This is a genomic window from bacterium, from assembly GCA_036504735.1.
In the GTDB taxonomy this organism is placed as follows: Bacteria; Electryoneota; RPQS01; order RPQS01; family RPQS01; genus DASXUQ01.
The window spans coordinates 720,772-746,866 of sequence record DASXUQ010000005.1 but is presented as its reverse complement, the minus strand read 5'-3'; the positions used below and the strand labels follow the sequence as shown (position 1 = coordinate 746,866).

Here is a 26,095-nt window from a genome sequence, read left to right as displayed (position 1 = left end):
ACTGAACTTTTTATGCCGGCGATGGACGATAGTGAAGACGATTATGACGGGACATCCTTATGGATACGAAGAAGTTTTGGATGGCATCGGCGGCGGCATCAGCCATTTTTTGGGCCGGGTCCGCCCTGTGGTATTCGGGAGTGATGCGGAGGTTCTACACGTCGCAGGCCCGGCGTGGCGTGAAGCGGCGGCATCCCCTTTACCCGGTCGATGTGCTCAGCCGGGCCATCTATGGCATGTGGTTCGCCTATGAATTTCCACGGGCGATGCGGCGCGACGGACATGCTCCGGTAAAAGATGGCGCGCGCTACGGAGCCTGGGCCGGATCACTGCAAGCGGTGCCCGCATCTCTGGTGCAGTTTGCCAACACCCGCGTTGGACTTCCGGCGACGCTTGCTTCGGGAATGTTTGAGACCGCGCTGGGTGCTGTAGCCGGGATGGCCGTGGGGGCCATTTACGGCAAGGACTATCATAGCAACGGCACCGAGACCTTGCCCGTGGAGGATGAAGAAACATCGTACCCTGCATTAGGCAGGCCGTGACCTCGACCTGATGAGTCGGATCTTTATACAGAGCCTGAGACCGCGGCGGGGGAAGGTCCCATGCAGCCGCCCACCGGAGCGCCGCTGGATGCCGAAGTGGCCGGGTAGCTTCGCGGCACTCTTCAGTGAAGTAGGATAAAGTTTGACGGCAGGGCCATCGAGTCCTGCCGCTCTACCTCCGCCGCCCACGCGCGGCCATAGTCATGCTCTACTTTATCTGTTCCACGGCACATCATTATGAAACAGGAGAAACTCCATGAAAGGGAATTTAGGAGCGACGGACAGGCTGGTACGCACGGCAATCGGTGCCGGTATGGTGGGAATCGGTCTTCTGCGCGGACGCAGGTTCATGGGGCTGCTGGGACTCTATCCGCTGATCACGGGCATCACGGGGACCTGCCCGGTGTACAAGGCCTTGGGCATCTCCACTAACAAGGATATGGATGATGAGATGGTGGAGAGCTTCGAAGAATCAACCGTTGAGGTAGCCGCGCCGTAATGCGACGCCCTGTCCTGATCCTGTTTGCAGCGATGTTTGCGTGGAGTCTGCTGGCTTTCGGCAAACCGCCGGAGCCGCCGGTGACGCTTCTGATTGGCAGCGTTCCCGCCGCGAAAGTTCATCCGGGGGATACTCTGGTGGTCACCATTCCGATCACCGTTGCTCGCGGCTACCATGTAAATGCCAATCCCGCGGCGAGTGATGACTACATCCCGCTTGAGGTGAAGCTGGACAGCACCGACGGCATTCGGGCGGGTGACGCTGTTTACCCCAAAGGAACCGTGTGGCGGCTCGAGGGTACAACGGAGAATCTTCTCGTGTATGGCGGGGATATCATGGTCAAGCTGCGGCTGGCGGTAAGCCGCAGCGCCGCCGCCGGGAAACGCGTGATGAAGGGAACGCTTGACTTTCAGGCGTGTAACAATCAGGTGTGCTTTCTGCCTGAATCGCGGCCGCTCGCGGTGACGGTAGAGGTACTGGCTACGCAGCCGTAGCCGACCGCTCTTTGTCACTGCGGACAGAGAACAACCCGCATAGTAACCCGTTCCTATTTACAAAGACATTTGTTCTGATTTCGGCGCGGTCTTATGACGTGGCGCGCGAAGTCTTCCCGGTCTTGCCCGGGAAGCGTCGGAATGGACACTTATTGAAAAACTACGCACGCGAGGCGTCTGCTGACCGGAACGAACCGACGCAGCAGGTTTAGACGACTCGTTTGGAATTTATGACTTAATGATTGACAGAATGGAGGAGTTCAGCTATGAAAGCACGTCGGTATGCACCCGGTCTTGCGATGGCTTTGGCGGCGTTAGTGCTGGCATGGGGCTCAATCGGAACACTCTCCGCGCAGGACTCAGGGGACTCGACTGGAACCACAAAGTCATCCAGGCACACATCGAAGATGCCCCACAAGTCATCTTCGAAAGAAACCGTTTACGATAAGCTGGGCGGTATCTCCGCGATTGACGCGCTCACCGACCGCTTTCTTGCGGATCTGATGGGCACGACGCCGATGGGTATGACCGGCACGGGCACCAGCAGCGGTTCGATGTCCGGCACCATGGGGCAAGGGCAGGGTGGCGTGAGTGGTATCGGTCAGACCGGCGTCAGTGGCAGCGGTATGGGTGCGGACACGATGGGCAATACCGGAATGGCTCCGCATGCGACCGTTGACAGCACCGGCAGAATGACCCCCGGAGTCTCGGGCACGACCGGAACTACCGGACCTGCCGGAACCACCGGCAGCCAAGGGTATTCCACGGGCACGATGGGTAACACCGGCACCATGGGGAACTCCGGCATGGGCAACACGGGTATGGGCACATCCGGTACGATGGGCAGCAGCCGCAACATGGGCGGCTGGGACTACACCGCCATCCGTGAGCATGTGCGCACCAAGTTGTGCAAAGCAGCCGGTGGCGACTGCAAGGTTGTCAAGCTGTCCAAATCGGAAATGAAGAATCAGCCGAAGGTCGGCCAGGGTGAATGGGACAAGGCCGTCGATGACCTGAAGACCGCGCTGAGTTCGTACAACCTGACGCAGGCCGACCAGAACAAGCTGATCGCGGCTGTGAACAGCATGCGCGGGGACTTCGTGAGCGGCGCCGGCAAGACCAGCAAGAGCCACACCGGTTCCAGCAGCTACTAAGTCCGTCACTTCCGTCGGAGTCTGACGAAGTCATGGGTATCGGGAGACCGGGTGACGGTCAACGATCATCCGGCCTCCCGGTTTTATATTTGGCCGTATACAAAAGAAAATAATGAAAAGATTACGCAACATTGGCTGGGGTGCCGTCGCTTTGGCGGTGCTCTCTGCCGTTATGGTCTTTCCACTGCTGGCGCAGCAGCAACCCCCGGCAGCCGGTCAGCGTGCCCGGTCTTCACCATCGTTGTACGAAGCTCTGGGCCAATTGAGCGGCATCGATTCTCTGGCGACGGACCTGACCGCCCGCATCCTGCAGGACTCGGTGATCATGGTCAACAGGTCCGTCACGGATGCCCTGGCCCTGTATAATCCTGCCGATTTGCATCGACTGCTGGTCAGCGGCGTCTGCCGGATTTCGGGCGGACCCTGCCAGATTGACACGGCGCTGCTGAACAAAGTGCCGTCCGCCCGGGTACGTATCCGGCTGACGGAACGGCAATGGAACGCGGGCATTAGCGATTTGCAGACGACGCTTACCAAGTACAGCGTCCCGGCAGACATCGCGGATCAACTGCTCATGATAGCACGGTCCGCCAAACATAAACTGGTGCCGATGTCGCGTCCCGCAAACTCGCGCGACAGGCAGGGCTGAGCGGCCGGCGCAATCCCATTGCCGGCGAGCATCTATGGAGTGTTTCTTACGGCATGATCGAACGAAAGCTCGGTTACGGGCTGCGACGCATCTGGTTTGATTTGACGGCCCCGAAGGATATGATCGCGGTGACCCACTGCGGCAAACTCGGGGATCTCATCGCGTGTCTGCCTATCACCTCCTGGCTGTTTAAGACCCGCCGCAAAAAAATCCATTTTATTCTCGCCCGCAAGTTCGCCCCGTTTACCCAGATCAAAAGCCTGCTGTGCTTGCAGGAGATGACCGGCGCGGTGACTCTGGCGGAATTTCCCGTGCGCGACTGGGAGTGCGGGGGCACCCCGTATAAATTCGATCCGCGCCGCTACTATGTGCCCTGCGGTGAGTATTACAATCTGGGTTTCCGCCGCCATCCGCGCAAGTTTGTGCCCGAGTATTGCGCCGAAGAGCACGGCCTGTCTTATGATCCGGATTTCAAGCTGAATCTCGGTGACTACCCGCGCACGGATGAGATCCTCTGCTCGGATGCCTACATCCGCGAGGAAGTCCCGCAGGCTACGCCGATCGATTTGAGCCGGCCCGTGCTCGACAATGCGCAGCGCATGGCCGGAGCGCGCGAATCGTATGTCAGCCAGTCCGGCCTGTTTCACATCTTCGATCTTGCCGGTGTGAAGCCCACCCGCGTTTTCATTTATCCCCACTCGGTGAACATTCATCTGTTTACTCCCAATCTGGATGCGCTGGATGTCGTGTACGTGCAGCGCGATGTCCGGTAGCTGACTCTTCTGATGGCCAACTACATTATCCACTCCGGCTGGTGGTGCGACGGCACCAGTGTGCATCCCGGCGCCACCAAGCATTCCGATCCCCGCATCCGCTCGCAAGACTGGTTCGAAGTCTGGTACGAGTTCGTGCGCTCCTACACCCATCCCGAAAAAGTCATCGTGGTGGATTCGGCCAGTCCTGTGATTCCCGATCTGGAAGGCAAGGACCTCGAATTTGTTTCCATGCGCCGCAATTTTCTGCATGGCATGAAGTGCGACACCAAGTGGGGCGGCTGGACGCGCTCCTTTTTCCTCGGCGCGTGCTACGCCATGCTGAACGAGGTGGACTATGCGGTGTTCATCGAGCAGGATTGCCTGTGCGTGGGGGAAGGGATCATCGAACGCGCCATCGAAAACATGGGAGACAAGCGGATTACGTTCTCCGTGGGCGGACCCAACCGCTCGGATCAGAGCCTGACCATTCTGCGCACGGATTACGTGCTGCCCTTCATGCAGAAGTTCATGGCCATTCCGCAGGATGACCGCGACATGGACACCGAAGACAAGTTTATGCACATCGTCGAAGAAGACGACTCCTTTGTGCCGCTGCCCTTCGGCTATGGCCGCAACCGTCCCATCGATTTCGGAGATCGGCATTTTTCCGCGCAGCAGTGGCGCCGTAAAGAACTCCTGCAGCTTTTCGACCTGACCGATTTTCAATCTTTGAAGCTGGTGCTGGGCTTCGAAAAATCGCCCGCATTAAAACTGCGCCGCTTCGTCAAGCGCGCTACGCGGTTGCGCTGAGGACTTCTCCTTGGGCAGACACACCGTACTTTTTTTAGGAACAGGTGGCTTAAGCAACGCCAGCGCTCGCGCCCGGGCCTTTGCCTATCTGCCCTATCTTGAGAAGTATGGCCTGCGCGGGTTTGTCGGCAGTTATGTCTACCACAGACACCTGCACCGCGCATCGGAAAAACGCGGGTTATGCGCCAAGCTCGCACTGGAACTGGTGCCTTTGCGCACCGCTTTCAACTTCCTGTCAGCGCGAACGCTCTGGTTCCATCGTCTGTCTTATACGCGGTGGCAAGTGAGGCTCGGGAAATGGCTGGGCAAGCGGATTGTCTATGATTTGGACGACGCCGTGTATCTCACGCCTTTGCCGGAAACGGCGGTACGCGTCGAGCATGTTCCCGAAGTTAATTCACAAAAGCGCGAACGCTGCGAATGGATCATGAAACGCGCCGATGTGGTGCTGGTCAGCGGGAACGAACTGGCCTCTTACGCCCGGCAACATAGTTCCAATGTCCGTATTCTGCCGTCGGTGGTTCCGAGTGTCGCTTCCGGGCCGTCGCCAAGCGCCAATCCGCCGGTCATTGGCTGGGTGGGAGCGCCGGAAAATCAGCGGTACATTTGGGATATAGAAGACGTACTGGTGCGTTTACAGGAGGAGCGGCCTGCGCTTGAAGTCTGGCTGGTCACCTCGCGCCTGACCGATCCGCCGCCGCGTTACCGCCACCGGCTGTTTCCGTGGAGTCTGGCAGCGGAGGCAGAATTCATCCCGCAGTTCACTGTAGGCATTGCGCCTCTGCGCGATGACCCATGGTGCCGCGCCAAGATGAATTTTAAGGCTATAGTTTGTCTGGGACATGGAGTGCCGGTTGTGGTCAGTCCTACAGGTTTACCGCTGGCTGAATTTGCAGATGGCCGCAGCGTATCGGTCGCAAATTCGCCGGAAGAGTGGTATCTTTGTCTGAAGCAGATTCTGGATAATCCGGCGCGGCGGAATGACTTGGCCGCCGCAGGCCTGGACGTCATCCGCCACCGCTTTTCAGCAGAGGCAAGGGCCGGGGAATTTGCGGAGGCGGTGCGGGGATAGAGTCAGACTTGCGGTATACATTGCTTACTATGAACCCAACATAAAAATATTAGAGAGTTACTCATGAAGCTATGGATTCTGCTTACGATTGTTTTGGGGATTCTGACCGGATCGGCATGGGCGTGCGATCCTCCGCGCCCAAGTGGCGAGTATCTACCCGCCGTGCGCATGGTTTTGCTTCGCTCGCTTCTTGAAAACACTCCGGCCGATGCCCGGTCCGAACCGGACACCATGTATGTGGCGCTCGTCGGTGAGCAGGATCCGCCTGCGGAACTCTTGCAGAATTTGCGGTCTGCGGATCTGGTGCTGGAGCCGTGGTCCAAACACCCGGGCAACTGGGCTCCTAACAACGCGGGATTCACTTTCTTTGAATTTCCGTCGCAGGATACTCTCAAGACACAGTTCAAGTGGATGCGCGCCCGTCACGAGAAGCCCGGCGGTACGGTCTATGGGGGTGCGGATGCCACGGTCATTCGCAAGGGCGATGCTTGGGAAATCCTTGCGTGGAATGATCTCGGTGGGAATGATAAATGATCTCCGGTTAAGGCGGATTAGGTGGCCGGTTCCATCCGGCCACACCGCCATCGCGCTTCACGCGCGGTCGGAGGGGCGGATCTTAAGATCCGCCCGCCAACTTTCCCTAAGGAGGACCCATGAAACAGTGGTGGCTGTTGGTGTTCATGGCGGGGGCTATGGTAGCGGTGGTGTCCGCGCGAGAACCACAATACGCGACTCCCGAAGCCGCTAAGTTCGCCCCGGCGGCCCGCGAGGTGTTGATCCGCATCATGTCCGAGAGCATCTCGGCCATACAGCCCGCGTCCGGTCAGGCAGACACCATGTACGTTGCCTATCCGTACTTGGCATCACCACCGCCGGATTTTCTGGCCGGCTTGCACTTCGAGAACGTCGTGTTCGAACCGATCTCCAGTAAGCCGCACGACCTTCGCGACAACTACGCTTACGTGAGCCTCCGTGTCATCGCGGCAGACTCTCTGATAGTTGCGGTGGAATGGTCGTTCTACGGGTTGCGAAATGCAGATGGTACGCCGAAGACGGCTCTGACCATGCCATACGCCAAAGCCGTCGAGGCTTCGGTGGTGCGGAAACAAGGGAAATGGGAAATTGCTTTGTGGAAGAGTATTCCGCTGATGTGAGCACAGCGGGGACGAATCAGGCTGAGTAAGATCTGAGGAATGAATGGAACAGAAAAAGTTTGAATTGGATCTCGACAATTACGACAAGTACGGGTTTCATGTGGCCGAGCACAATCTGGTCACCATGCCCAAGGGGCTGTCCCGGAAAGTCGTGGAAGAGATTTCCGAATATAAGAAAGAGCCCGAGTGGATGCTCAAGCTCCGTCTGAAGGGGCTCGAGTATTTCATGCGCAAGCCGACTCCCAACTGGGGACCGGATCTCTCCACTATCGACTACGACGACATTCACTACTACATCAAGCCCACGGACAAGGTCGCGTCGGACTGGAATGCCGTCCCCGCCGAAATCCGGGAGACTTATGACAAGCTCGGCATTCCCGAAGCGGAGAAGAAATTCCTCGCCGGGGTGGGCGCGCAGTATGAATCGGAAGTGGTCTACCACAGCTTACAGGAGCAATGGAGCAAGCAAGGCGTCGTGTTTCTCGATACCGACACCGGGCTGCGCGAGTACCCGGACCTGTTCAAGGAGTATTTCTCCAAGCTGATTCCGGCGGGCGACAACAAGCTGGCGGCGCTGAATACGGCGGTCTGGTCGGGCGGCAGTTTCATCTATGTGCCCAAGGGTGTGCACATGACCATTCCGTTGCAGGCCTACTTCCGCATCAATGCCAAGAACATGGGCCAGTTCGAGCGCACGCTGATCATCGCCGATGAAGGCGCCTTTGTCCACTATGTGGAAGGCTGCACCGCTCCGGTCTATTCCTCCGATTCGCTGCATGCGGCAGTGGTGGAAATCTTCGTCAAGAAGCACGCCCGCGTGCGCTACACGACGATTCAGAACTGGTCGAAAAATGTTTACAACCTTGTCACCAAGCGCACCGTCTGCGATGAAGACGCCACCATGGAATGGGTGGACTGCAATCTTGGTTCCAAGATCACTATGAAATATCCGTCGGTCTACATGGTGGGACGCCACGCCCGCGCGGACGTGCTTTCTGTGGCCTATGCGGGCAACGGCATGCACACCGAAGCCGGGGCCAAGGTGATTCACCGCGCACCGGAGACGACTTCGGTGATTCTTTCCAAGTCCATTTCGCGCGGCGGCGGCAGAACATCCTATCGCGGCCTTGTGGAAGTGGCGGCGGATGCTCCGAACTGCAAGTCCACTGTAAGCTGTGACGCACTTTTAATGGATGATCACAGCCGCAGCGACACCTACCCCTACATGAATATCAAAAATGATAAGGTGGAACTGGGGCATGAAGCCACGGTCTCCAAGATCGGCGACGAGCAACTGTTCTACCTGATGACGCGCGGCATTTCGCAGGCCGAAGCCATGACACTCATTGTGCGCGGCTTCATTGAGCCTGTCGTCAAAGAGTTGCCGATGGAATACGCACTTGAGATGAACCGCCTGATCCAGCTTCAGATGGAGGGTTCCGTTGGCTGATAAGACCACCGCAAAAGAGCAGGTGCTCGCGTACATCGAAGCGGCACCGGGACGTCTGTTTACGATGCAAGAGAGCGAACACGCCTTGGAGCAGGCCCGCAACGCCGCTGCGCCGTCACGTTTAGAAGAGGATTGGCGCAAGACCGATCCCGACGTCTTCCCCTGGAACCGCCTCGAAGAAGTCGATCCGGCGCAGACGCGTACGGACGTTGCCGTGTCAGCCATTGGCGGCGGGCAGGCAACAGGCCTTGAGCCCCTCGAAGCCAACGGCGAAGAACGCTGCCGCGCCATGCAGATGATTGCCGGCGACGATTACGATGCCAAGTTTCTCTATTATCACAAGGCGCTGAGCCGCAATGCGGTCTGCTTCCGTGTGATGAAGGGTTTTAAGGGTGATCCGGTCCAACTGGTGCAGAAAGCCACCGGCCCCGGTCTGGCCACCTTTACCACCGTGCTCCTTGTAGAGGCCGGTGCGGATGTGGTGCTTTATGACCGCTGGGAAGCCAGCGACGACTCTCCCGCTGCCGTTGGCCGAACGGAAATCATCGTCGAGGACGGCGCTAAGCTGACCTACCTGCAGGAAGACCAGATTAGCGCGCACACAGCCTTCTATCGCCGCGCGCGGATTCAGCTTGGCAATGACGCAAAGTTGAACTGGTTTTCTGCGACTCCGGGAGCGCCGTGGCATGCCGCGCGGCTCGAAATCGCGTTGCTGGGCAAAGGTTCGGAAGCGACCTTTAAGGGTCTGTTTGCCGGTACGGGCGAGTCCCATGCCGACCACCGCACCCATCAGTATCATGGCGCGCCTCAGTGTACGTCCAATCTGACCATGAAGACGCTGCTGGCCGGGCATTCGCATTCGATCTATCAGGGCTTAATCACCGTGCCGCAGCAGGCGCAGCGCACCGATGCCTATCAGCAGTGCCGCAATCTGTTGCTGGAAGCCGGTACCCATGCCGACGCGATTCCCAAGCTGGAAATCATCGCCGACGACGTGCGCTGCACGCACGGCGCGTCCATGGGATCGGTCAATCCCGAGCAGGTTTTCTATATGGAAACCCGAGGCCTGACCAAACTGCAGGCGATGGTCGCTATCGCCTCGGGCTTCGCCGAAGAGATTATCCGCTTTGTGCCCGTGGAAGCCGTCCAAAGCCGCTGGCGGAATCTCGTGGCGAGAACCATCGGTAGAGTTCAGGGCTGAGACAAGACCTGAGACCAAAAACCTGAGACAGGAAGAGAAACTTATGGCCAACCAGAACATTCGGATTTGCAGCGTCAAAGACATTCCTAAGGGAGAAGGCAAGGCCTTCAAAGTGGGAAGCCTTGACCTGGCCATCTTCCGCACGGAAGACGGCTACTTTGCCAGCAGCGACATTTGCAGCCATGAAGAGGAGCATCTGCACGACGGCTGGCTTGAAGGCCATTGCATCGAATGCCCGCGGCACGGCTCGCAATTTGATTTGAAGACAGGCGAGGCGCTCTCCCTGCCGGCCATAGACCCGATTGAGGTCTATGAGTTGAAGCTCGAAGGCGACGACATCTTCGTCACCATTCCGGAGAAGTATCTGGCTTCAGTCGAAGCCAGGAAGGATGCATGAAAACGGTTGAAGAGATCCGTAAGGATTTTCCCATATTGCAGGTGAAGGTGAATGGCCGCCCGCTGGTCTATCTGGACAGCGCCGCCAGTTCCCAGAAGCCGCAGCAGGTGCTCAACGCCTATTGCCGCTTCTGCGAGTCGCGCTATTCCAACGTGCATCGCGGTGTGCATACCTTAGGCGAGAATGCCACCAGCGACTATGAAGCCGCGCGCCAGACCGTGGCGACGTTCGTCAATGCGCCCTCCACCAAGGGGATCATCTTCACACGCGGCACCACCGAGTCCATCAACCTCGTGGCGCAGGCCTACGGACGCAAGTTCATCAAGCACGGCCAGGCGATTCTGCTGACGCCGCTGGAACATCACGCCAATCTGGTTCCGTGGCAGCTTGTCGCCAAAGCCGTCGGCGCGGAACTGCGTTTCTGGCCGCTGGCAAGTGACGGATCGCTCGACATGGAAGCGGGCCGCAAACTGCTGGACAGCCATGTCGCCATGGTGGCCTTTACCCATGTTTCGAATGTGCTGGGCACGATTACTCCGGTGCGCGAAATCGTGGAAATGTCTCACCGCGTCGGGGCGAAAGTGCTGGTGGATGGCGCGCAGGCGGCACCGCATATGGCGGTAGACCTGACCGATCTGGGCGCGGATTTCTATGCCTTCTCCGGCCATAAGATGCTGGGACCCACCGGCATCGGTGTGCTGTGGGGCAAGCCCGAAGTGCTCGATGACATGGATCCCTACATGACCGGCGGCGAGATGATCCGCGAAGTCTGGCTCGACCATGCCACGTGGAATGATCTGCCGTACAAGTTCGAAGCGGGTACGCCGCCCATTACCGAAGCGGTGAGCCTTGCCGCGGCCATCCGCTATCTGGATGACGTCAGCATGCAATGGATCGAAAGCCACGACCGCATGCTGAGTTCCCTCGCCTATGAAAAGCTGATGCAGGAACCGGGAGTCACCGTGTATGGTCCTTCCGGCGAGCGCGGCGGGCTGGTGACCTTCAATGTGGAAGGCATTCATCCGCATGACGTGGCGGCGCTGCTCGACCGCGAGGGCGTGGCCATTCGCGCCGGGCATCACTGCGCGCAGCCGCTCATGCGCTGGCTGGGAGTGCAAGCCACGGCGCGAGCGAGTTTCTATCTGTACAACACCGCAGAGGAGATCGACGAGTTGGTGTCGGCGATCCGTATGGCAAAAAAGGTACTGCAGCTCGTCTAACGCCGGAGTCTACGACTTGTTTGATCTCTACAGCGAAATTCTGCTTGACCATTATCGTCTGCCCCGCAACAAAGGCCGGCTTGAACATCCCACCGTGTCGGTCGAAGGCGTCAACCCGCTCTGTGGCGACGACCTGACCTTCGACCTCGAATTCGAAGGGGACGTGCTCCGGAAGGTGCGGTTTATCGGCAAGGGCTGCGCCATCTCCATGGCGTCGGCATCCATGCTGACCGAGATGCTCGAAGGCAAGACCACGGCAGAAATCGAGCACTGGATTCAGAACTTCAAAGAGTTCATTCGTGAAGGCGAAGCGCCCGACGGCGTGGACATGGGAGATTTGACGGCGCTGTCCGGCATCTCGAAGCTGCCCGTGCGTGTCAAGTGTGCCACTTTGCCATGGACGACGATAGAAGAAGGACTTCAGCGCTACCGGGGAACGTGAACGCAGGTTGACGTTCAGCGCGAACACAAAGCCGCTCGAGCCATCGGGCGGCTTTCTTTTTGTCTGCCATGCACCTACGATTGATAAAATGGAGGATCAATTTATAAAAATCACGCTTATGTATAAAATAAATCCCATATTTATAAAAATTGATTCTCAATATATCATGACGCGCAGGTAAAGATTAATAGCAGAGAAATGCCTCTATGATGATTGTGTTCAGCCGAAGAAAGTGGAGATAGATAAATAAAGGCATATTGACATCTCTTGTGTGGGGCGGTATATTTAAGCCATGAAGTCTGGGTCCGACAACATTTGACAATGGGGAGGGGGCCGTTTATCAACAAGGAGGTCTGTGATGAAAGTCGTTCTTGTTTTGGCGCTGGCGATACTGCTGGCTCTGCCCACTTTCAGTATGGCGCAAATCGTCTCGGTGAGCGACAAAGGCTGTACACTGGGGGATTGCCCGCCGCTCAATGCCACCGGATGCACATCGGCGAGCTTCACTGTTCCCACCACGGGGGAGTACGCTCTGGACGCATGGGTGGTGTGTCCCGATCATGACTGTCGTAGCTGCTATGCCTGCACCGCCATCTACCTCGCGGATGGGTCGCGGGTCCCCATAGCCACCTGCGGCGGCGGCTGTGGAAGCGCGAACTGCGGCAACACCTGCACTGTGCGGCTTGCAGCCGGCCAGACCTACATTATCGGAGTCTGCCTGGAGCCCTGTCCCACGGGAGCGGCTGATTGCAGCCCGTGTCGCGACTGTACGGCCAACGCCTGTGTGCGGTACCCGAACACCATCAGGCCCTGCTACTGACCTACATCCGCCGCGTAACAGCGGCGGACGCCGTTTTTGTCCGGGAACAATTCGGGGAGGTCGTCACCAACCCCACCTGTTACTGACGCGTCCCCGTTGGGATGCAGAATCATGAACGGAAAGAGTAGAATCCAAACCGGAGGTGTAGAATGAAAAATTTCTTTTTGGCTTTGCTGGCCGTTGCCCTGATGCTGCCGGCCATCGCGTCGGCACAGCCGCTGATCACGCTCAGCGACACGCGTCCGACTTCGAGCATGACCTGTCCGCCCGATGGGTTTGCAGGTTGCACGTCCGCCACATTTACCGTGCCCGTCACGGGGGACTATGTCATCGACTCGTGGATCCGCTGTCCTAACACCCCATGCCAGAGCTGCGTGTCGTGCGTGACCATTCACAGCATGACGGGTGCCCAGCTCTACAAGTGCAGCGTCGGATGTCCCGGCAGTGACTGCAATGAGAGCTGCCGCGTGAGCCTGCCGGCTGGAACCTACACGATCGACGTATGCCTGCTGCAGTGCGTGACCGGCACCACTCCGTGCGACGAGCGTTGCCAAGCCTGGGGCTGTGTACGGCCGCCCACAACGCCACCTTGCTACTAAGTGTCGAGTTGAGCGTTGTTCGCAAGGAGAAGAGAGTACACGAAACAGGAGGTGAACTATGAAATCCATTCTGTATGTGCTTTTCGCTCTCGCGCTGCTGCTGCCCCTGGCAGGCACGGCGCAACCCATTATCGCCTTAAAGGACACCGGATGCGATATTCTGCCCTGTCCGCCCACCAGCCCGTCCAATCTGTGCAAGGTATCGACCTTTACTGTTCCTGTGACGGGGACCTACGAGATGGACACGTGGACGGCCTGCGCTACCGAGTGCTGGCACTGCATGTCCTGTGCGACGATCTGGGGCACGACCGTTGTTCCCCTGATCACCTGCGCGACCACCGGATGCAGCAATCGCGACTGCAACAACACGTGCCGGGTCAATCTGCAGGCCGGAGTCATCTATACGTTCCAGGTGTGTCTGGAACCTTGTCCGAATGAGCGCGATTGCACGGCCTGCGCGAACGGGTGTGTCGCCGGAGGCTGCGTCCGGCCCGCGGCGTCGCCGCCCTGCAATTAATCGGGTATAGGCGGCGTCAGATGCGGAAAGCGAGATGCCGCCGGTGTATCTCACAAACGAAGAGGTGTGAAATGAGAGTCGTCATTGGTTTGTTACTGACATTGGCGCTGGTTCTGCCCATGACTGTTTGGGCTCAGCCGCCGAATCCCGTCGTCACCGTGATCGACCGCGGCTGCGAGCGTCTCACGTGTCCGCCTACGTTCATCACTCCTACCAGTTGCACGTCAGCGACGTTCACCGTGGAGGTGTCCGGAACGTATGCGTTCGATGTGTGGACGGCCTGCCAGTCCAGTACGAACTGCTTTGGCTGTATGTCTTGTGCGGCGATCTATTCTCCGTCCGGCACTCAGCCGGTGGCGGTATGCAGCAGCCGGGACTGCGTGAACCGGGACTGCAATAACACCTGCACCGTCAATCTCAGAGCCGGGGAACGCTATACCCTGCAAGTATGCCTTGAACCCTGCCCCAATCAGCCCGATTGCGGACAATGCAGGGATGACTGCGTGGCCGGTGGATGCATACGCGCACTCAGCGCACGGCCCTGTTATCAGTGATCTGCGGAGCAGGTCCGGGCGCGGCTGGTGTGCCGCCGCCGTGCCCGGCTGCTAATTGACAAGCGAGGGTTCTCACTGCCGGAGAACCCTCGCTTGTTTTCGGCCTGTCCTATCCCCCAACGTGCCTCTGCCTTGCCCGGCAAAATCTCGGCGGAACGTCTGTTCAGATGTTTGGGGCAGGCAATTGCCGCCTGTAGTGGCGGGGGGTTGCTTTTCGCAGTTATTGCCAAGCGGGGCAGGCCTAAGTCTCAAGAGGCCTGCCGCCGCGAAGCGTAAGGCCGCCGCCAAGCTCGCTTCTCTCCTCACATGCTGATCTATCTTATGCAAAGTGGGTCGAGGCCGAGGGTGTCGTTTCTCGTATTTCGTTCATTGATTCAAGCTCCCTCCGTTCTGCTGCTTGATTTTCGGCTAATCCACGTGCAAAGCATTGCGAATTGCTGAGGATTTTTCTATATTAGCCGATGGGAAAAGACCCGCTCTGGCGCGGCGTTTGCTACATACGGCTTGGATAAAGTGTAGAGAGGTGTTGCCGTATGGGAATGTACCGAAAAGTTTGTCTGGTGGGATTTGATCGCGTCGTTGGAAGCTTTGCGCTCGGGCTGAAGCGTATCGGCTTCCGCGGCTCCATTGTCGGCGTCGCCGAACCGGCGATCATCAGCGAGTGCTGGAAGCTCGGGCTGATTCAGGATGGCACGCAAGATCTCGCCAAGGCCATGGTGGGGGCGGATCTTGTCATGCTCTCGTCGCAGAGCGGCCACTCGTGCAGCCAGCTCGCTGCTGTGCTCGAGCATGCCGATGACGGAGCGACGATCTCCGAGATGACGCGTGTCAAGGGCGATGTCAAGGAGCTTTTTGAAAGCCGCCAGCGCTCGGATGTCCACTATGTGGGGTTTCGCCTGCTGGGCGACACGAGCAGCGACGGCGACGCATCGGAGTCCAACCGGTTCTTCTTCGAGAACAAGACGGTGATTCTGACGCCGCGCGGCAAAGATGACCTCGAAGCGTTCTCGACATTGCAGGATGTGACCAAGCGGATGGGTGCGAATGTGGTCGCCATGAGTCCGCAAGCGCACGACCGCCTGCTGGCCGTTCTGAGTCAGGTGCCCAAGACGGCAATGGTTGCCATTATCCAGTCCATGATGAACGACAATGCGGGTCTGAAGATCCAGCCGGAGATGCTCGGGCAGCGAATGCTTGATGAGATCCAGGATCTGGCCGCACTGCGGAAATCGGACTGGGTGCAGGATATGGCCGCGAACCGCGAACTGGTGCTGCAAGGGATCGACTCGCTGCTGGACCATTTGAAGCGCATCAAGGACTCCATCAGAAACGGGACCCTCGAGCGGGAACTGGACGCGTTGATCGAACTTTCGGGATTTGCCCTGAACCTTAGCGGGCCTGCCGACACTAAAGCCGACCTGGTGCTGGTGGCCGGGCAGGACATGAAGGTGCTGGAGAAGGCGTCGGAAATGATGGCCAAGGCGCGCATCACCATCGGTGCGCTGGAACGAATGGAAGATGCCGAGCCGGGAACCTATCGGCTGAGTCTGAAGTCCTCAGATGAGAGAAACCGCGCCTTGACGATGCTGCGTCACGCCGGAATAAATGTCGAACTATTAGCGTAGAGACTACCGTGGCAGACAAGACCGAGCAGAAAATGTCCGCATCGGTGGAAACGGCAACTTTGCCCGATCCGCTGGAACTGGTGGCGACCGAGTTCAGCCACACGGCGCTGATCGGCGTGGGGGTGATCGGCGGCTCCATCGGCCTGAAGATGAAGGCGATGGGATATACCGGAATCATCGTCGGCCACGACCAGCCGAATGTGCTGGACGAAGCGCTGGAGCGCGGCGCGATTGACCGCGGCGTAGGGGATCTGTCCGAAGCCGTGATGGACGCCGATCTTATCGTGCTGAGTACGCCGATCGAAGAGACGATTAAGCTGCTGCCCACGATTCTCAAAACCGCAAAACCCGGGGCGGTGGTTACGGATACGGCTCCCGTGAAAGTGGAACTGGCCAAATTGGCGCGGGAGACCGAGAACGCCGTCGGGCGCTATATCGGCGGCCATCCGCTGGCGGGAAGCAGCCGGCAGGGTGTGGCGAATGCGGACGCGAATCTGTTCGATGATGCCTTCTGGCTCTTGACGCCCGACGCCGATACGATGCAGGTGTGCCGTGATACGCTGATGTGGTGGGTGCGGATGCTGGGAGCCTATCCGCAGGCGATGGATGCAGAGACCCATGACAAGATCGCCGCCATGGTAACGCACGTGCCGCTGATGATCGCGCTGTCGCTCTCCAACTGGGTGGCGCAAAACAGCGGGGAAATTCCGGTGCTTGCCAAACTGGCGACGGGGAATTTTCAGAGCATGACCAGCATGGCGGCGCTGCCGCTGGGAGTGTGGGAAGGCGTCGTGCGCTCCAACCAGCGGGAACTGGAAGCGGCCATGAAGGAATTCCGCGAGATGCTGGACGGCACGATGAAGGATTTGCAGGAAGGCAAGTTCGCCGACCTCTGGCAGCACGCCCACGCCTTTCAGCGCAAACTGGCCCGCGAACGCCCCGGTGACTGGGACGCCAACTGCGAACTGGTGGTGACCGTGGCGGACCGTCCGGGAACGCTGGCGCGCATTGCGGGACTGCTCGCGGCGCATGAGATCGGCATTCGGGATATCAACGTGATTTACATCCGGGAACGGCGCGGCGGCATTTTGAAAGTGGTGCTGGAATCGCGGGCCGATGCCCGCCGGGCGATTGAGATCCTCGTTGAAGGCGGCTACACGGCGCGGCTGAAGGATTAGCGCTTTCTACCGTCCGATTGTCTACCGAACGAAGGGGCCATGTGCCCCTTTTTTCATACCCGCTCCATATGGGACAAAAATGGGCAACAATGGGCCGAAAAGCGGTGTGCCTCTCGGTTCGCCATAAGACATTTTATCCCTAAACACATGAGCAAGCCGCTCAATGGGTTAGGACTGCGGACGGGTGAGATCTGTGGATAAGTCTTAACGGCAAATTGGCGATTCCCTTACAGAAATGACAGTTTTGATTAGTATATTAGGGATTGTACAGGGAGAAATCCCTGCAAGGATTCGACGCTTACCGACCATCCCCGTGTATATATCGTTCACCATGAATAAGTACAAGGAATCTACTATGAAGAGTTTCCGATTAGTGTTGTGGCTCAGCATGATCATGCTGGCCGGTGCCGGAGCCGCGTGGGCAGGGCTTCACGATGCGCCGTATTCTCAGGCATTTCTTACCTGGCCGACGGATACCTTGGACTGGACACTTGACGGGTGTGCGGGATATACGACGGGACACGATGCGCCGAACAGCGTCAAGATCGACGCGACCGGTGACCACACCATTTCGCCGACGATTGACAACCCGGACACGATGAAGGTGTGGCTGAAAGGCAACAGCACCAGCACGACCGGCACCTTTAAGATCTACGCTCAGCAGGGTACGAACGGCTGGGTGGAGATCCGTAACTGTTCCTTCGGCACGGGGGCGGATATTCGCAATGGTTCTTACGCTGAGGTGGTCATCCCGCTGGCCGCACCGTTCCGCGGGGCGCAGGATGTATCTTTTAAGTTCATTTATGAAGTCAAGGTTGTCGGCAACGTAGCACTGGATGATTTCTCGGTGACTGCAGTCGGAGTGGATACCACGCCGCCGAGCATCGCGGGGATTACGGTGGTCAGCACGACGGCCATCAACGTACTCTTCAGCGAGCCGGTCGATCTGACCACATCGCAGGCGATTGCCAACTACACCGTGGATCACAGTGTAGGGCATCCGTTGACGGCTACGCGGGATAACACGAATACCGCGCTGGTGCATCTGACGTTCAACAATCTGGCCAGCAACAGCTATGTGCTGACGGTGAACGGCGTCGCCGATCTTTCGGGCAATCCCGCGTCCAACGCGACGGGCGGTTTTGCCATCAACGGGACGATCAACGCGGGTGACGTCGTGATCAACGAGATCATGTATGACGACACGGCTTCCACGGACATCGAATGGGTAGAGCTGCACAACCGCACCGCGGGTGCGATCAATATTTCGGGATGGATTCTGACCGACGCGCCGACCTATCCGCCGACAGGCGCGGAAGGCGCGATTCAGGTTCCGCAGGGGAACACCATTCCAGCGCACGGCTACGCGGTTTTGAGCCGTGACGTGGCGCCGGGACTGACCGGCTACATCCAGTGCGTGCAGTATTTCGGCGCGTGGGCGCTGGGCAATACGGGCGATAACCTCGCGCTGTATACCGATTCGACGGGCGGCATGCTGGTGGATGGTTCTTTGACCACCAACTATCCCGATCTGGCGGCGGCGGGCGCCGGCAATTCGATTGAAAAGTGCGACGAAAACACGGTGTGGAGTCCGGATTCTTCGGCGTGGCATATCTCGACCAACGTCTTTGCGGCTGCCGGGCGGTACCGCCATTGTACTCCGGGAGCCGCTAACACGGCGTGTGTGGTGGACAACGTTCCGCCGACGCTGTTGACAGCAGTTTCGTCCGGGGTGACGCAGGTCGATGTGACGTTCTCGGAAGATGTGGATCAGGCGACGTCGGAAACGGTCACCAACTACTCCGTGAACAACGGCGCGGGAACGCCCACAGGCGCGGTGCGCCAGGCGAATACGGCGGTGGTGCGCTTGACGTTCGCGTCTGCCTTGACGCCGAATACCTACACGCTGACGGTCAACAACGTGCGCGACCTGGCGGGCAACGCCATTCTGCCCAACAGCCAGATTCCGTTCTCCGTGGTTCCGCGTCCGGCGAATTTTATCTTCACCGAGTTCATGGCCAATCCCAACATGCCGGGTCTGGAAGACAGCCTTGGGGAATGGTTCGAAATTTACAATGCGGGCAACACGTCCGTGAACCTGAACGGCTGGCTGGTCTGTGACAACGCCGGGTGCGACAGCATCGAAGGCAATCACACGATCAACCCCGGTCAATACTTTGTGTTCTGCTCCAACGGTGACGGCGGCACCAACGGCGGTGTCCCTTACGATTACGCCTATCAGTACGGCACGTCGGGCTGGGGTCTGTCGCTGAACAACACCGGTGATTCATTGACGGTGAAGGATGCCAACGGCACGATTGCGGCGACGCTGACCTATACGGCGAGCTTCCCCTTCAGCGAAGGCCGTGCGGCGCAGCTTCGCGACTTAAGCTGGAGCCCGTCGGTAGACACCAACTGGTGCCGCGCCGATACATCCTGGGCGGGCGCTTATCTGGGTGACAAGGGTACGCCGCAGCACGCTTCGATCTGCATGGTGCAGGGGCAAGCGGCGCCGTATACGATCTGTGACATTCGCCAGCAGGATCAGTTCGGCATCTCCCAGCTTGACCTGCGCCGGGTGATCACTACGGGCGTGGTGACCTATGAAGATTCCTGCCGCCGCAACGCGTACATCGAACTGAACGGCTGCGGTGTGATGATCTACGGCAACGCCGTGCGCGACACGATGCAGAACGGCGGACGCCGCCTCCGGGTTGGTGATCTGGTGCAGCTTGAAGGCTATCTGAAGAACTATCGCGGCTTGACGGAGATCGACTCGTCGAACAACCTGAAGCCGATTATTACGTTGCTGGCTCAAAATCATGTGCTGCCGCTGCCGGTAACGGTCTCGCCGTCGCAGGTTTCGACGGTGGTAAATGACTGCTCGGCAGAGCAGTTCGAGTCGCGCCATGTCCGTATTCAGAACATGACGTTCCAGTACGGCGGCGATTCGACGTTCGCGGCGGGCACGAGCGGCCGCAACTATCTGGCGTGGTCAGGCACGGACACCGTGATCTTCCGCGTGGTTCCCTGTGACACGCTGGTGGGCACGCTGATCCCCGCCGGGCCGGTGACGTTCAACGCGATCGTCAGCCAGTTCGACGCCAGTTCGCCCTATTGCGGTGGCTATCAGTTGGTGACCGGACGAATTGCGCCGTTCACGTCGGGCCAGTGCGAAGTGCCGGTGCAGTTTACCGCGCTGCGGGATGGCGTGAATAACCGGGTGTTGCTGCGCTGGCAGCCGGGCGTAAACCAGCAGTGCGACTGCTACGAGATCTGGTCCTCGACGGACGGCGGAGCGATCTTCCCCAACGGCTACACGCTGCTCACAACCGTCACCGGAACTACGCAGTACACGGATGCCAGTACGCTGGCCACGCGCCGCTTCTATGTGGTGCGTGCCGGTGGGCCGTCCTGCCCGTAAGCGTCTGCGGTCATCAAATCGAAAATCTGCCGCGCGGAGCGCCCTGCTCCGCGCGGCACTCTTTTGCGCCGTAAACGGAGGCAGAGTTTGCCGTCAGGTGGAAGGATCGGTTCAGAAATCTCAATAGAATAGACCCGCGGCATAGGGATTGCAGTTGTGAGATCGCAACCTGTATCGGCTCGTGTTTTGGGAGGCTTATGGCGGACAATCTGGTAGAAGGGTTTTTGATCGGTCAGTCGACGTCGACGGTCGTGCTCAAGAAGACGCTGGATGCACAGGCCATGCGGCAGCGCGCCCATACGCAGAACATTGCCAACGTGGAGACGCCGGGCTATCGCCGGGTGGCGGTGGACTTTGAGGGCGAATTGAAGACCATGCTGGCCAGCGAGCAGGGGGGTGGGCTTCGTACGAGTGACGTCCGGCATATGTCGACGGATGGCGCGGGCAGCCTGAATGATCTGTCGGCGACGGCACGGCAGGAGACCCCGGATCCGGAAGGCAGCGGTGTGAACGGGGTGAATATTGACGTGGAAATGGCGCAGATGGCGGAAACACAGCTCCGCTACATGACCGCACTCGAGCTGCTCAAGCGCCGTTACACGAGTCTCAAATCCGCGATTAAGGGCCAGTAAAACTCCCTTGACCGATAAGCACGGGCCAGCCGTGCGGAAGCATCTCCTTAAACCTCATCAATGCGAGCCACGAAAGTGGTTCGTTTTTTTGTGGTTCTCCGGGAAACCCGATGGCCGACGGGACGGTTTCGCAAGGCGGGGCAGGGCCACGACACAAGAGCCCTGCCGCCGCGAAGGGTTGGGATGCCGCGTGGGTTGGGTCCGCTGCATAGAGATCCTGCATCCGAAGACGGATGCAGGATGACAATCGTCTCTGGGTGGCGCGAAATTTCTTACTGCGAGGACTCGCAGTTGGATGTTTCCAAGTGCAGGGTGGACAGGGACGCGATGAGCGATTCGAGATCGAAGGGCTTGACGAGATATTCATTGGAGCCGCCGTCGGGCAGGAGGTAGTCGCCGCCATCGGTGAATGCGACACAGGGGACATCGCCGCAGCGGGCGCGCAAGTCTTCGATCCAGTTTTCGGCGTCATCGAAATCGGTGAGATCGATGGCGGCGAGTTCGGGCTTCAGACTGTGGGTAATCAGCCAGACCGTGGCATCATCGAGGCTGGAAAACACTTCGCAGGGATGTCCCACTTTCTCGAGCAGGCGGCGCGCCACTTCCCGCACCGTAGGGTTCATGGTAATCAGCAGGCCGGGACCGACAGGCATCTGAGGCGGCAGCGTGGAAGCCACAGGTTGTTCCTCCGTAATCTGTTCCTCGGGCACGGGAGACTCTTCGACGGGCACCACGAGATTTTGCATCTGCTCCAGCACCACGAGCAGTGTGGGCATGCCTTCGATCTTGATCAGCTCATAGTGGAGGAGGCAGCGGGTGGTGTAGCCCGTGGTAGACGCGGCGACGAACGGCTCATCGGCCGCGGCAAAATCGTAAGGTTCGGCGGCCAGCGAATCGATGGCCTGACCGCGCAGATCCACCGGCGTAAAACCGAACAGATCGGCGGCGGCGGCATTGGCTTCAAGGATCACGTGGTCGCGGGGATCCACCAGCAGCACCGGCGAGGGGCTGAGCGCGCACATGGTGTAGAAACTCTCCTGCGCCTGCTTCAACTCCACTTCGAGTTTTTTGGATGCCGAGAGACGGTGAGCATAGAGCAGAATCTCGCTGCCGTTATGCACGATTTCGAATTCGTGTGGTCCCGAACCAAACAGCGATTCGAAGGCTGTACTGGATTCCGATGTCAGCAGGGAGGGAATGTCCCGGCTGTCGACTCCGGCGAGGACGTCGCTGAGGAGCGGCGTGTCTTCGAGTTTTGGGCAGGTCGCCCGGGCGGCATCGTTAAAGCTGGTAATCAGTCCGCCGGCAGTGACCGCCAGTACGGGGAAGGGACAATGGGAATCATGTCCGGCGGCAACGAAACCGGCGGGCACGATGGGCGGCGGCATGTAGGCGCGATCATCGGCGACGCGCGGCTGCTCGGGCTGCGGATGAAAATGGATCAGCACCGGGCCGCGTCCATCTTCATCGCGTGAGAGCCGAGTGGCCGTAATGACGCCGAACACGCTGGCTTCTCCGCAGGTAAACCGGCACAATCCGGAAATGGCGGCGGGGTCTTCCACGGCGCGGGACAGATAGTCATTCACGGTCATCTCGGACTGAACGGTGAGCACGGTCATCTCCGGATCAGGCTTGCCTTTGTTCAGGCGCAGCCAATCCTGGGCTGTGCGGTTGGCGCGGATGAACTGGCCGCTGTTGTCGAGCACACAGAGGGGATCGGCGACCGTTTGGAAGATCTGACGGAATCCGGTGGGATCCGAGGAGCTGACTTCTTCGACGGCTTTGCTGGCCACGGCCGGACCCGATGCCGATTCCGGCGAGCGGCGAGTCGACGCGACGAGCAGCGACACGGTTCCAATGCCGAGCAGTACCGCCAGCAGCAGAGTGGACGCTGCGCTGTGGGAGGCAACCGCCTCCACAAGGAGCAACGGCTCCATGCCGGGAATATGCAGCCGGACAAAACACAAGGTCCCGCCACCGGATTGCGGCACCGCACCGGATTTTTCGGCGAGCAGCAGCGGCCACGTGGCCGCGCTTACCGTGACCGCCGAATGCGGAGACGATGATGCCATGAGCGCGTCGGCAGGTGTCGCCAGCAGGGTCCACGACTCGGGGAGTTCCCCTTCGGTGGGCAAGATGGTTGCCGCGTCGATCAGGGCAAGTACATGAGCCGGATGCCGCCCATCGTCCAGCGCGACCGGGCTGTACTGCAGGACCAGTGTGCTCGCGGGACCACTCTTAGAGCCAAGCAGAGCCAGATCCGCGTTGTCTGAACGGCGGAGCAGGGCGGACGCTTCGCCGAGTCCAGCGGTGTCTCCGGCCACGGTATGAAGCTGCCCGTCATCGGTGATTACCACCAGACCGCGCAGGACTCCATCCTCTTTCGCCCATGTGCTGCGGATCGCGTCGAATTTGTTCTGTATGCGCCAATCAGACCAATCCTCGGGATGATCGAGAGCGGCCAGAACGTTATACCTGACCATTTGGTCATGAAAGAACAGACGCGTATTTTCCATCCGGCCTTCCCACAGCCGGGCAAGGGCTTCCAACCGGGCCTGTTGCAGGTGGACGGCCTGTGAACCGGAGTTTTTCAGGCTTCCCATCAGCAGAAGCGTACCAGCGACGACGGTAATACCGCCGCTGATCCAGGAGACGACTCGCCAAAAACGGGACATAACCCCTCTCAGACTTGCGTAAACATTTCTTATTCTCCTGACCAATTTGCAAATACGATGCCGTCCGGCAATGGCCTGCAATTGCTTGACAAAGTAAGAAAAAATATGTACCTTACATTGCTTGGAGAATGCTTTGTCACGCCCATTTCTGCCGCCTGCGGCGTTTCGCAACAGTCGTGAGTATGGCAAGTTGCACGGGCGCTCCGTGCCATCAGATCACACCAGCATTTCACAGACATAGCCGATTGGGTAGCCGGCCAATGACGATACGGTGGACGGGTCGCATCAAGGTACTTTGCATCGTGTGTATGCTCGCAGTTGCGGGCCAGGCATGGTCGCAGGGCTTTGTCCAGTCGGTGATTACGAACGACGTCAGCCACGTTTTTGGAGTAGCGGCTGCGGATTTTGACGGCGATGGGGATTTGGACGTCGCGGCCAGTGGCGCGTATGGCACACTGGCTTGGATCGAGACGACTCCCAACAACAATTTGACCCATGCCGCATTTTATTCGCCGGTAGGTCTGCGGGGTTTGGCCGTGGGGGATTTTAACGGTGACGGCAGGCCGGACATCGTGGTTGCCGTGTACGGTGAAGACCGGTTTGCACTGCTGACCAACACGGGGCAGGGAACGGATAATCGCTTTGCGGCCAGCACGTTGATGGGTGGTTGCCACGGCGCGTATGGAGCCTGCGCCGGCGATATCAACCACGACGGCACCACGGATCTGGTGACATCGGAATCGTTGGGCAATACGGTCCGGATGTTTACACAGCACAACGGAGTGCTGGAGCAAGCTGCCGCCATCAATGTGCCGAACAATCCTTTTGATCTGGCACTCGGCGATTTCGACGGCGACGGGGACGTGGATATTGTCGGCTGCCGCAACTACTCGACCGTGTTCTGGATCGAGCACGGCGCGAACGATTCCACGTGGACGCGGCACGATTTGGACTTCGGCACGGAGTGCACGGACGTGGCGCTGGCGGACTTGGACAGCAGCGGTACGCTGGACATTGTGGCGGCGCCGTTTGTGGAGTCGCAGTTTGCCTGGTGGCAGCACAGCGGGACCGTGTTCACACAGCACAATCTTTCCGGCACGGTGCGGTATCCGCGCGGGATCGGTGTTGCGGATTTTGATTTGGATGGCCGCCCGGACATCGTGGCCTGTGCACAAAACGGTGTGATGCAATGGTGGCGAAATGCGGGCAACGGCACGTTTACGCTGCGCACCATGCCTCAGGGATCGGCGCTGTATGCGCTGACCATCAGCGACTTCGATCAGGACGGGGATCCGGATGTGCTGACGGCGGACTATCAGGGATCGCAGGTGCTGCTTTACCGCAACACGCTGGGCATTCCGGCGGTGGTGGCGGGCACGGTGCGGTCGCTGCTGGACAATTCGCCGGTGAACGGCGCTCTGGTGCAAATCGTACAGACGGGCACATCGGCGCAGACGGACAATGCCGGACGGTTTCACATTGCCGGCATCCCCGGAACCTATGATTTGCGTGTGACCGGCGCCTGCTGGACGGATACGCTGATGAACAACGTTCAGATTGCGCGGGGCGAGACCACGCGGGTAGCGATTGAAATGACTCAGCCGTTACTGCAACTGGATGTTTCGTCCCTGAACGTGGCCGTGCACAATGGCGTTCTGACGCCGTTTGTACTCTCGGTGAGGAATCCGGGCAACGGCATGCTGGATATTTCGATTACGGCGCATGGGCGCTACGCCAATGACGACTGGCTGTCCGTGTCGCCGGCTGTGGCACAGGTTCCCCCGTCGCAGCCCTTCTCGTTCGTGGTGAACATCCATCCGGATACGTCCAACAGCGGACCGTGGGACTACTACGGGAGCCTCGAGTTGCGCAACAACGCGTGCCCCGACAGCATCGCCACGGTGGCGGTGGTTGCCTATGTGCTGGACGCGCCGGAGCCGCGCGGAGCGATTCCCGCGAAGACGGCGCTGCATCCGGTGTATCCGAATCCGTTCAACGGACGGACGACCCTGACCTTTGATTTGTCCGCGCCCGGCAACGCGGACCTTGCGCTGTTCGATATCACGGGCCGGGCCGTGCGCACACTTTCTTCCGGGACGCTGGCCGCTGGTCCGTACCGGATGCCGCTGAATGCGGACGACTTGCCGAGCGGTGTGTACCTGCTGGCGCTGCGCGCGGGCGGTGAGACCTTCTCGCAGAAGCTTTTGCTGATTAAATGAGAATTCAAATTTC

Annotated in this window: 25 protein-coding genes; 24 read left to right on the top strand and 1 reads right to left on the bottom strand. The window is 59.1% G+C overall.

The window, feature by feature from the left end; translation table 11 throughout:
* Window positions 1-59 precede the first annotated feature (59 nt).
* From VGL38_04940 to flgB, 23 genes are all read left to right on the top strand, one after another.
* Window positions 60-542 (top strand): hypothetical protein, encoded by a 483-nt coding sequence (locus VGL38_04940; GenBank protein ID HEY3294759.1) that lies wholly within the window; start codon window positions 60-62, stop codon window positions 540-542.
* Between the two features lie 256 nt (window positions 543-798).
* A complete protein-coding gene (locus tag VGL38_04935) occupies window positions 799-1,041 on the top strand; it encodes a DUF2892 domain-containing protein (GenBank protein HEY3294758.1) in 243 nt (80 codons plus the stop codon).
* The gene (locus tag VGL38_04930; protein ID HEY3294757.1) at window positions 1,041-1,535 is read left to right on the top strand and encodes a protein-disulfide reductase DsbD domain-containing protein; all 495 of its coding nucleotides are present in this window, start codon (window positions 1,041-1,043) and stop codon (window positions 1,533-1,535) included. Before VGL38_04935 ends, VGL38_04930 begins: the two co-directional genes overlap by 1 nt.
* A gap of 266 nt (window positions 1,536-1,801) precedes the next feature.
* Window positions 1,802-2,689, top strand: a complete 888-nt coding sequence (locus VGL38_04925) for a hypothetical protein (GenBank protein HEY3294756.1) — start codon at window positions 1,802-1,804, stop codon at window positions 2,687-2,689.
* 112 nt (window positions 2,690-2,801) lie between these two features.
* Window positions 2,802-3,338, top strand: a complete 537-nt coding sequence (locus VGL38_04920) for a hypothetical protein (GenBank protein HEY3294755.1) — start codon at window positions 2,802-2,804, stop codon at window positions 3,336-3,338.
* A 53-nt stretch (window positions 3,339-3,391) separates the two neighbouring features.
* Window positions 3,392-4,111, top strand: coding sequence for a hypothetical protein (locus tag VGL38_04915; protein HEY3294754.1), 720 nt, complete (start codon window positions 3,392-3,394; stop codon window positions 4,109-4,111).
* Window positions 4,112-4,123: 12 nt separating this feature from the next.
* Window positions 4,124-4,903, top strand: coding sequence for a hypothetical protein (locus VGL38_04910; protein HEY3294753.1), 780 nt, complete (start codon window positions 4,124-4,126; stop codon window positions 4,901-4,903).
* Between the two features lie 10 nt (window positions 4,904-4,913).
* Window positions 4,914-5,975 carry a glycosyltransferase gene (locus tag VGL38_04905; GenBank protein HEY3294752.1) on the top strand — a complete coding sequence of 354 codons (1,062 nt, stop codon included), beginning with the start codon at window positions 4,914-4,916 and terminating at the stop codon, window positions 5,973-5,975.
* A gap of 63 nt (window positions 5,976-6,038) precedes the next feature.
* A complete protein-coding gene (locus tag VGL38_04900; protein HEY3294751.1) occupies window positions 6,039-6,509 on the top strand; it encodes a hypothetical protein in 471 nt (156 codons plus the stop codon).
* Window positions 6,510-6,628: 119 nt separating this feature from the next.
* Window positions 6,629-7,129, top strand: a complete 501-nt coding sequence (locus tag VGL38_04895; GenBank protein HEY3294750.1) for a hypothetical protein — start codon at window positions 6,629-6,631, stop codon at window positions 7,127-7,129.
* A 43-nt stretch (window positions 7,130-7,172) separates the two neighbouring features.
* Window positions 7,173-8,579 carry a Fe-S cluster assembly protein SufB gene (gene sufB, locus VGL38_04890; protein HEY3294749.1) on the top strand — a complete coding sequence of 469 codons (1,407 nt, stop codon included), beginning with the start codon at window positions 7,173-7,175 and terminating at the stop codon, window positions 8,577-8,579.
* A complete protein-coding gene (locus VGL38_04885; protein HEY3294748.1) occupies window positions 8,572-9,780 on the top strand; it encodes a SufD family Fe-S cluster assembly protein in 1,209 nt (402 codons plus the stop codon). The genes sufB and VGL38_04885 overlap by 8 nt, the downstream gene beginning before the upstream one ends.
* A 43-nt stretch (window positions 9,781-9,823) precedes the next feature.
* Window positions 9,824-10,177, top strand: a complete 354-nt coding sequence (locus VGL38_04880) for a non-heme iron oxygenase ferredoxin subunit (protein HEY3294747.1) — start codon at window positions 9,824-9,826, stop codon at window positions 10,175-10,177.
* Complete coding sequence (locus tag VGL38_04875; GenBank protein HEY3294746.1) at window positions 10,174-11,397, top strand: cysteine desulfurase; 1,224 nt, start codon at window positions 10,174-10,176, stop codon at window positions 11,395-11,397. Before VGL38_04880 ends, VGL38_04875 begins: the two co-directional genes overlap by 4 nt.
* A 16-nt stretch (window positions 11,398-11,413) precedes the next feature.
* Window positions 11,414-11,839 (top strand): SUF system NifU family Fe-S cluster assembly protein, encoded by a 426-nt coding sequence (locus VGL38_04870; protein ID HEY3294745.1) that lies wholly within the window; start codon window positions 11,414-11,416, stop codon window positions 11,837-11,839.
* Between the two features lie 358 nt (window positions 11,840-12,197).
* Window positions 12,198-12,659, top strand: a complete 462-nt coding sequence (locus VGL38_04865; protein ID HEY3294744.1) for a hypothetical protein — start codon at window positions 12,198-12,200, stop codon at window positions 12,657-12,659.
* Window positions 12,660-12,808: 149 nt separating this feature from the next.
* On the top strand, window positions 12,809-13,258 hold the full coding sequence (locus VGL38_04860; GenBank protein ID HEY3294743.1) for a hypothetical protein: 450 nt from the start codon (window positions 12,809-12,811) through the stop codon (window positions 13,256-13,258).
* Window positions 13,259-13,316: 58 nt separating this feature from the next.
* A complete protein-coding gene (locus tag VGL38_04855; GenBank protein ID HEY3294742.1) occupies window positions 13,317-13,775 on the top strand; it encodes a hypothetical protein in 459 nt (152 codons plus the stop codon).
* A 71-nt stretch (window positions 13,776-13,846) separates the two neighbouring features.
* Window positions 13,847-14,329, top strand: coding sequence for a hypothetical protein (locus tag VGL38_04850; GenBank protein HEY3294741.1), 483 nt, complete (start codon window positions 13,847-13,849; stop codon window positions 14,327-14,329).
* Window positions 14,330-14,868: 539 nt separating this feature from the next.
* The gene (locus VGL38_04845) at window positions 14,869-15,954 is read left to right on the top strand and encodes a prephenate dehydrogenase/arogenate dehydrogenase family protein (GenBank protein HEY3294740.1); all 1,086 of its coding nucleotides are present in this window, start codon (window positions 14,869-14,871) and stop codon (window positions 15,952-15,954) included.
* An 8-nt stretch (window positions 15,955-15,962) separates the two neighbouring features.
* Complete coding sequence (locus VGL38_04840) at window positions 15,963-17,132, top strand: prephenate dehydrogenase/arogenate dehydrogenase family protein (GenBank protein ID HEY3294739.1); 1,170 nt, start codon at window positions 15,963-15,965, stop codon at window positions 17,130-17,132.
* A gap of 355 nt (window positions 17,133-17,487) precedes the next feature.
* Window positions 17,488-20,556: a lamin tail domain-containing protein gene (locus VGL38_04835; GenBank protein ID HEY3294738.1), complete on the top strand. Its 3,069-nt coding sequence runs from the start codon at window positions 17,488-17,490 to the stop codon at window positions 20,554-20,556.
* 197 nt (window positions 20,557-20,753) lie between these two features.
* A complete protein-coding gene (gene flgB, locus VGL38_04830) occupies window positions 20,754-21,188 on the top strand; it encodes a flagellar basal body rod protein FlgB (GenBank protein ID HEY3294737.1) in 435 nt (144 codons plus the stop codon).
* Between the two features lie 272 nt (window positions 21,189-21,460).
* Here flgB and VGL38_04825 read toward each other — a convergent pair whose 3' ends face one another.
* Complete coding sequence (locus VGL38_04825; protein HEY3294736.1) at window positions 21,461-23,863, bottom strand: PAS domain-containing protein; 2,403 nt, start codon at window positions 23,861-23,863, stop codon at window positions 21,461-21,463.
* Window positions 23,864-24,171: 308 nt separating this feature from the next.
* Between VGL38_04825 and VGL38_04820 the strand changes: the two genes are divergently transcribed.
* A complete protein-coding gene (locus tag VGL38_04820) occupies window positions 24,172-26,082 on the top strand; it encodes an FG-GAP-like repeat-containing protein (protein ID HEY3294735.1) in 1,911 nt (636 codons plus the stop codon).
* The last annotated feature ends 13 nt before the right edge of the window (window positions 26,083-26,095 follow it).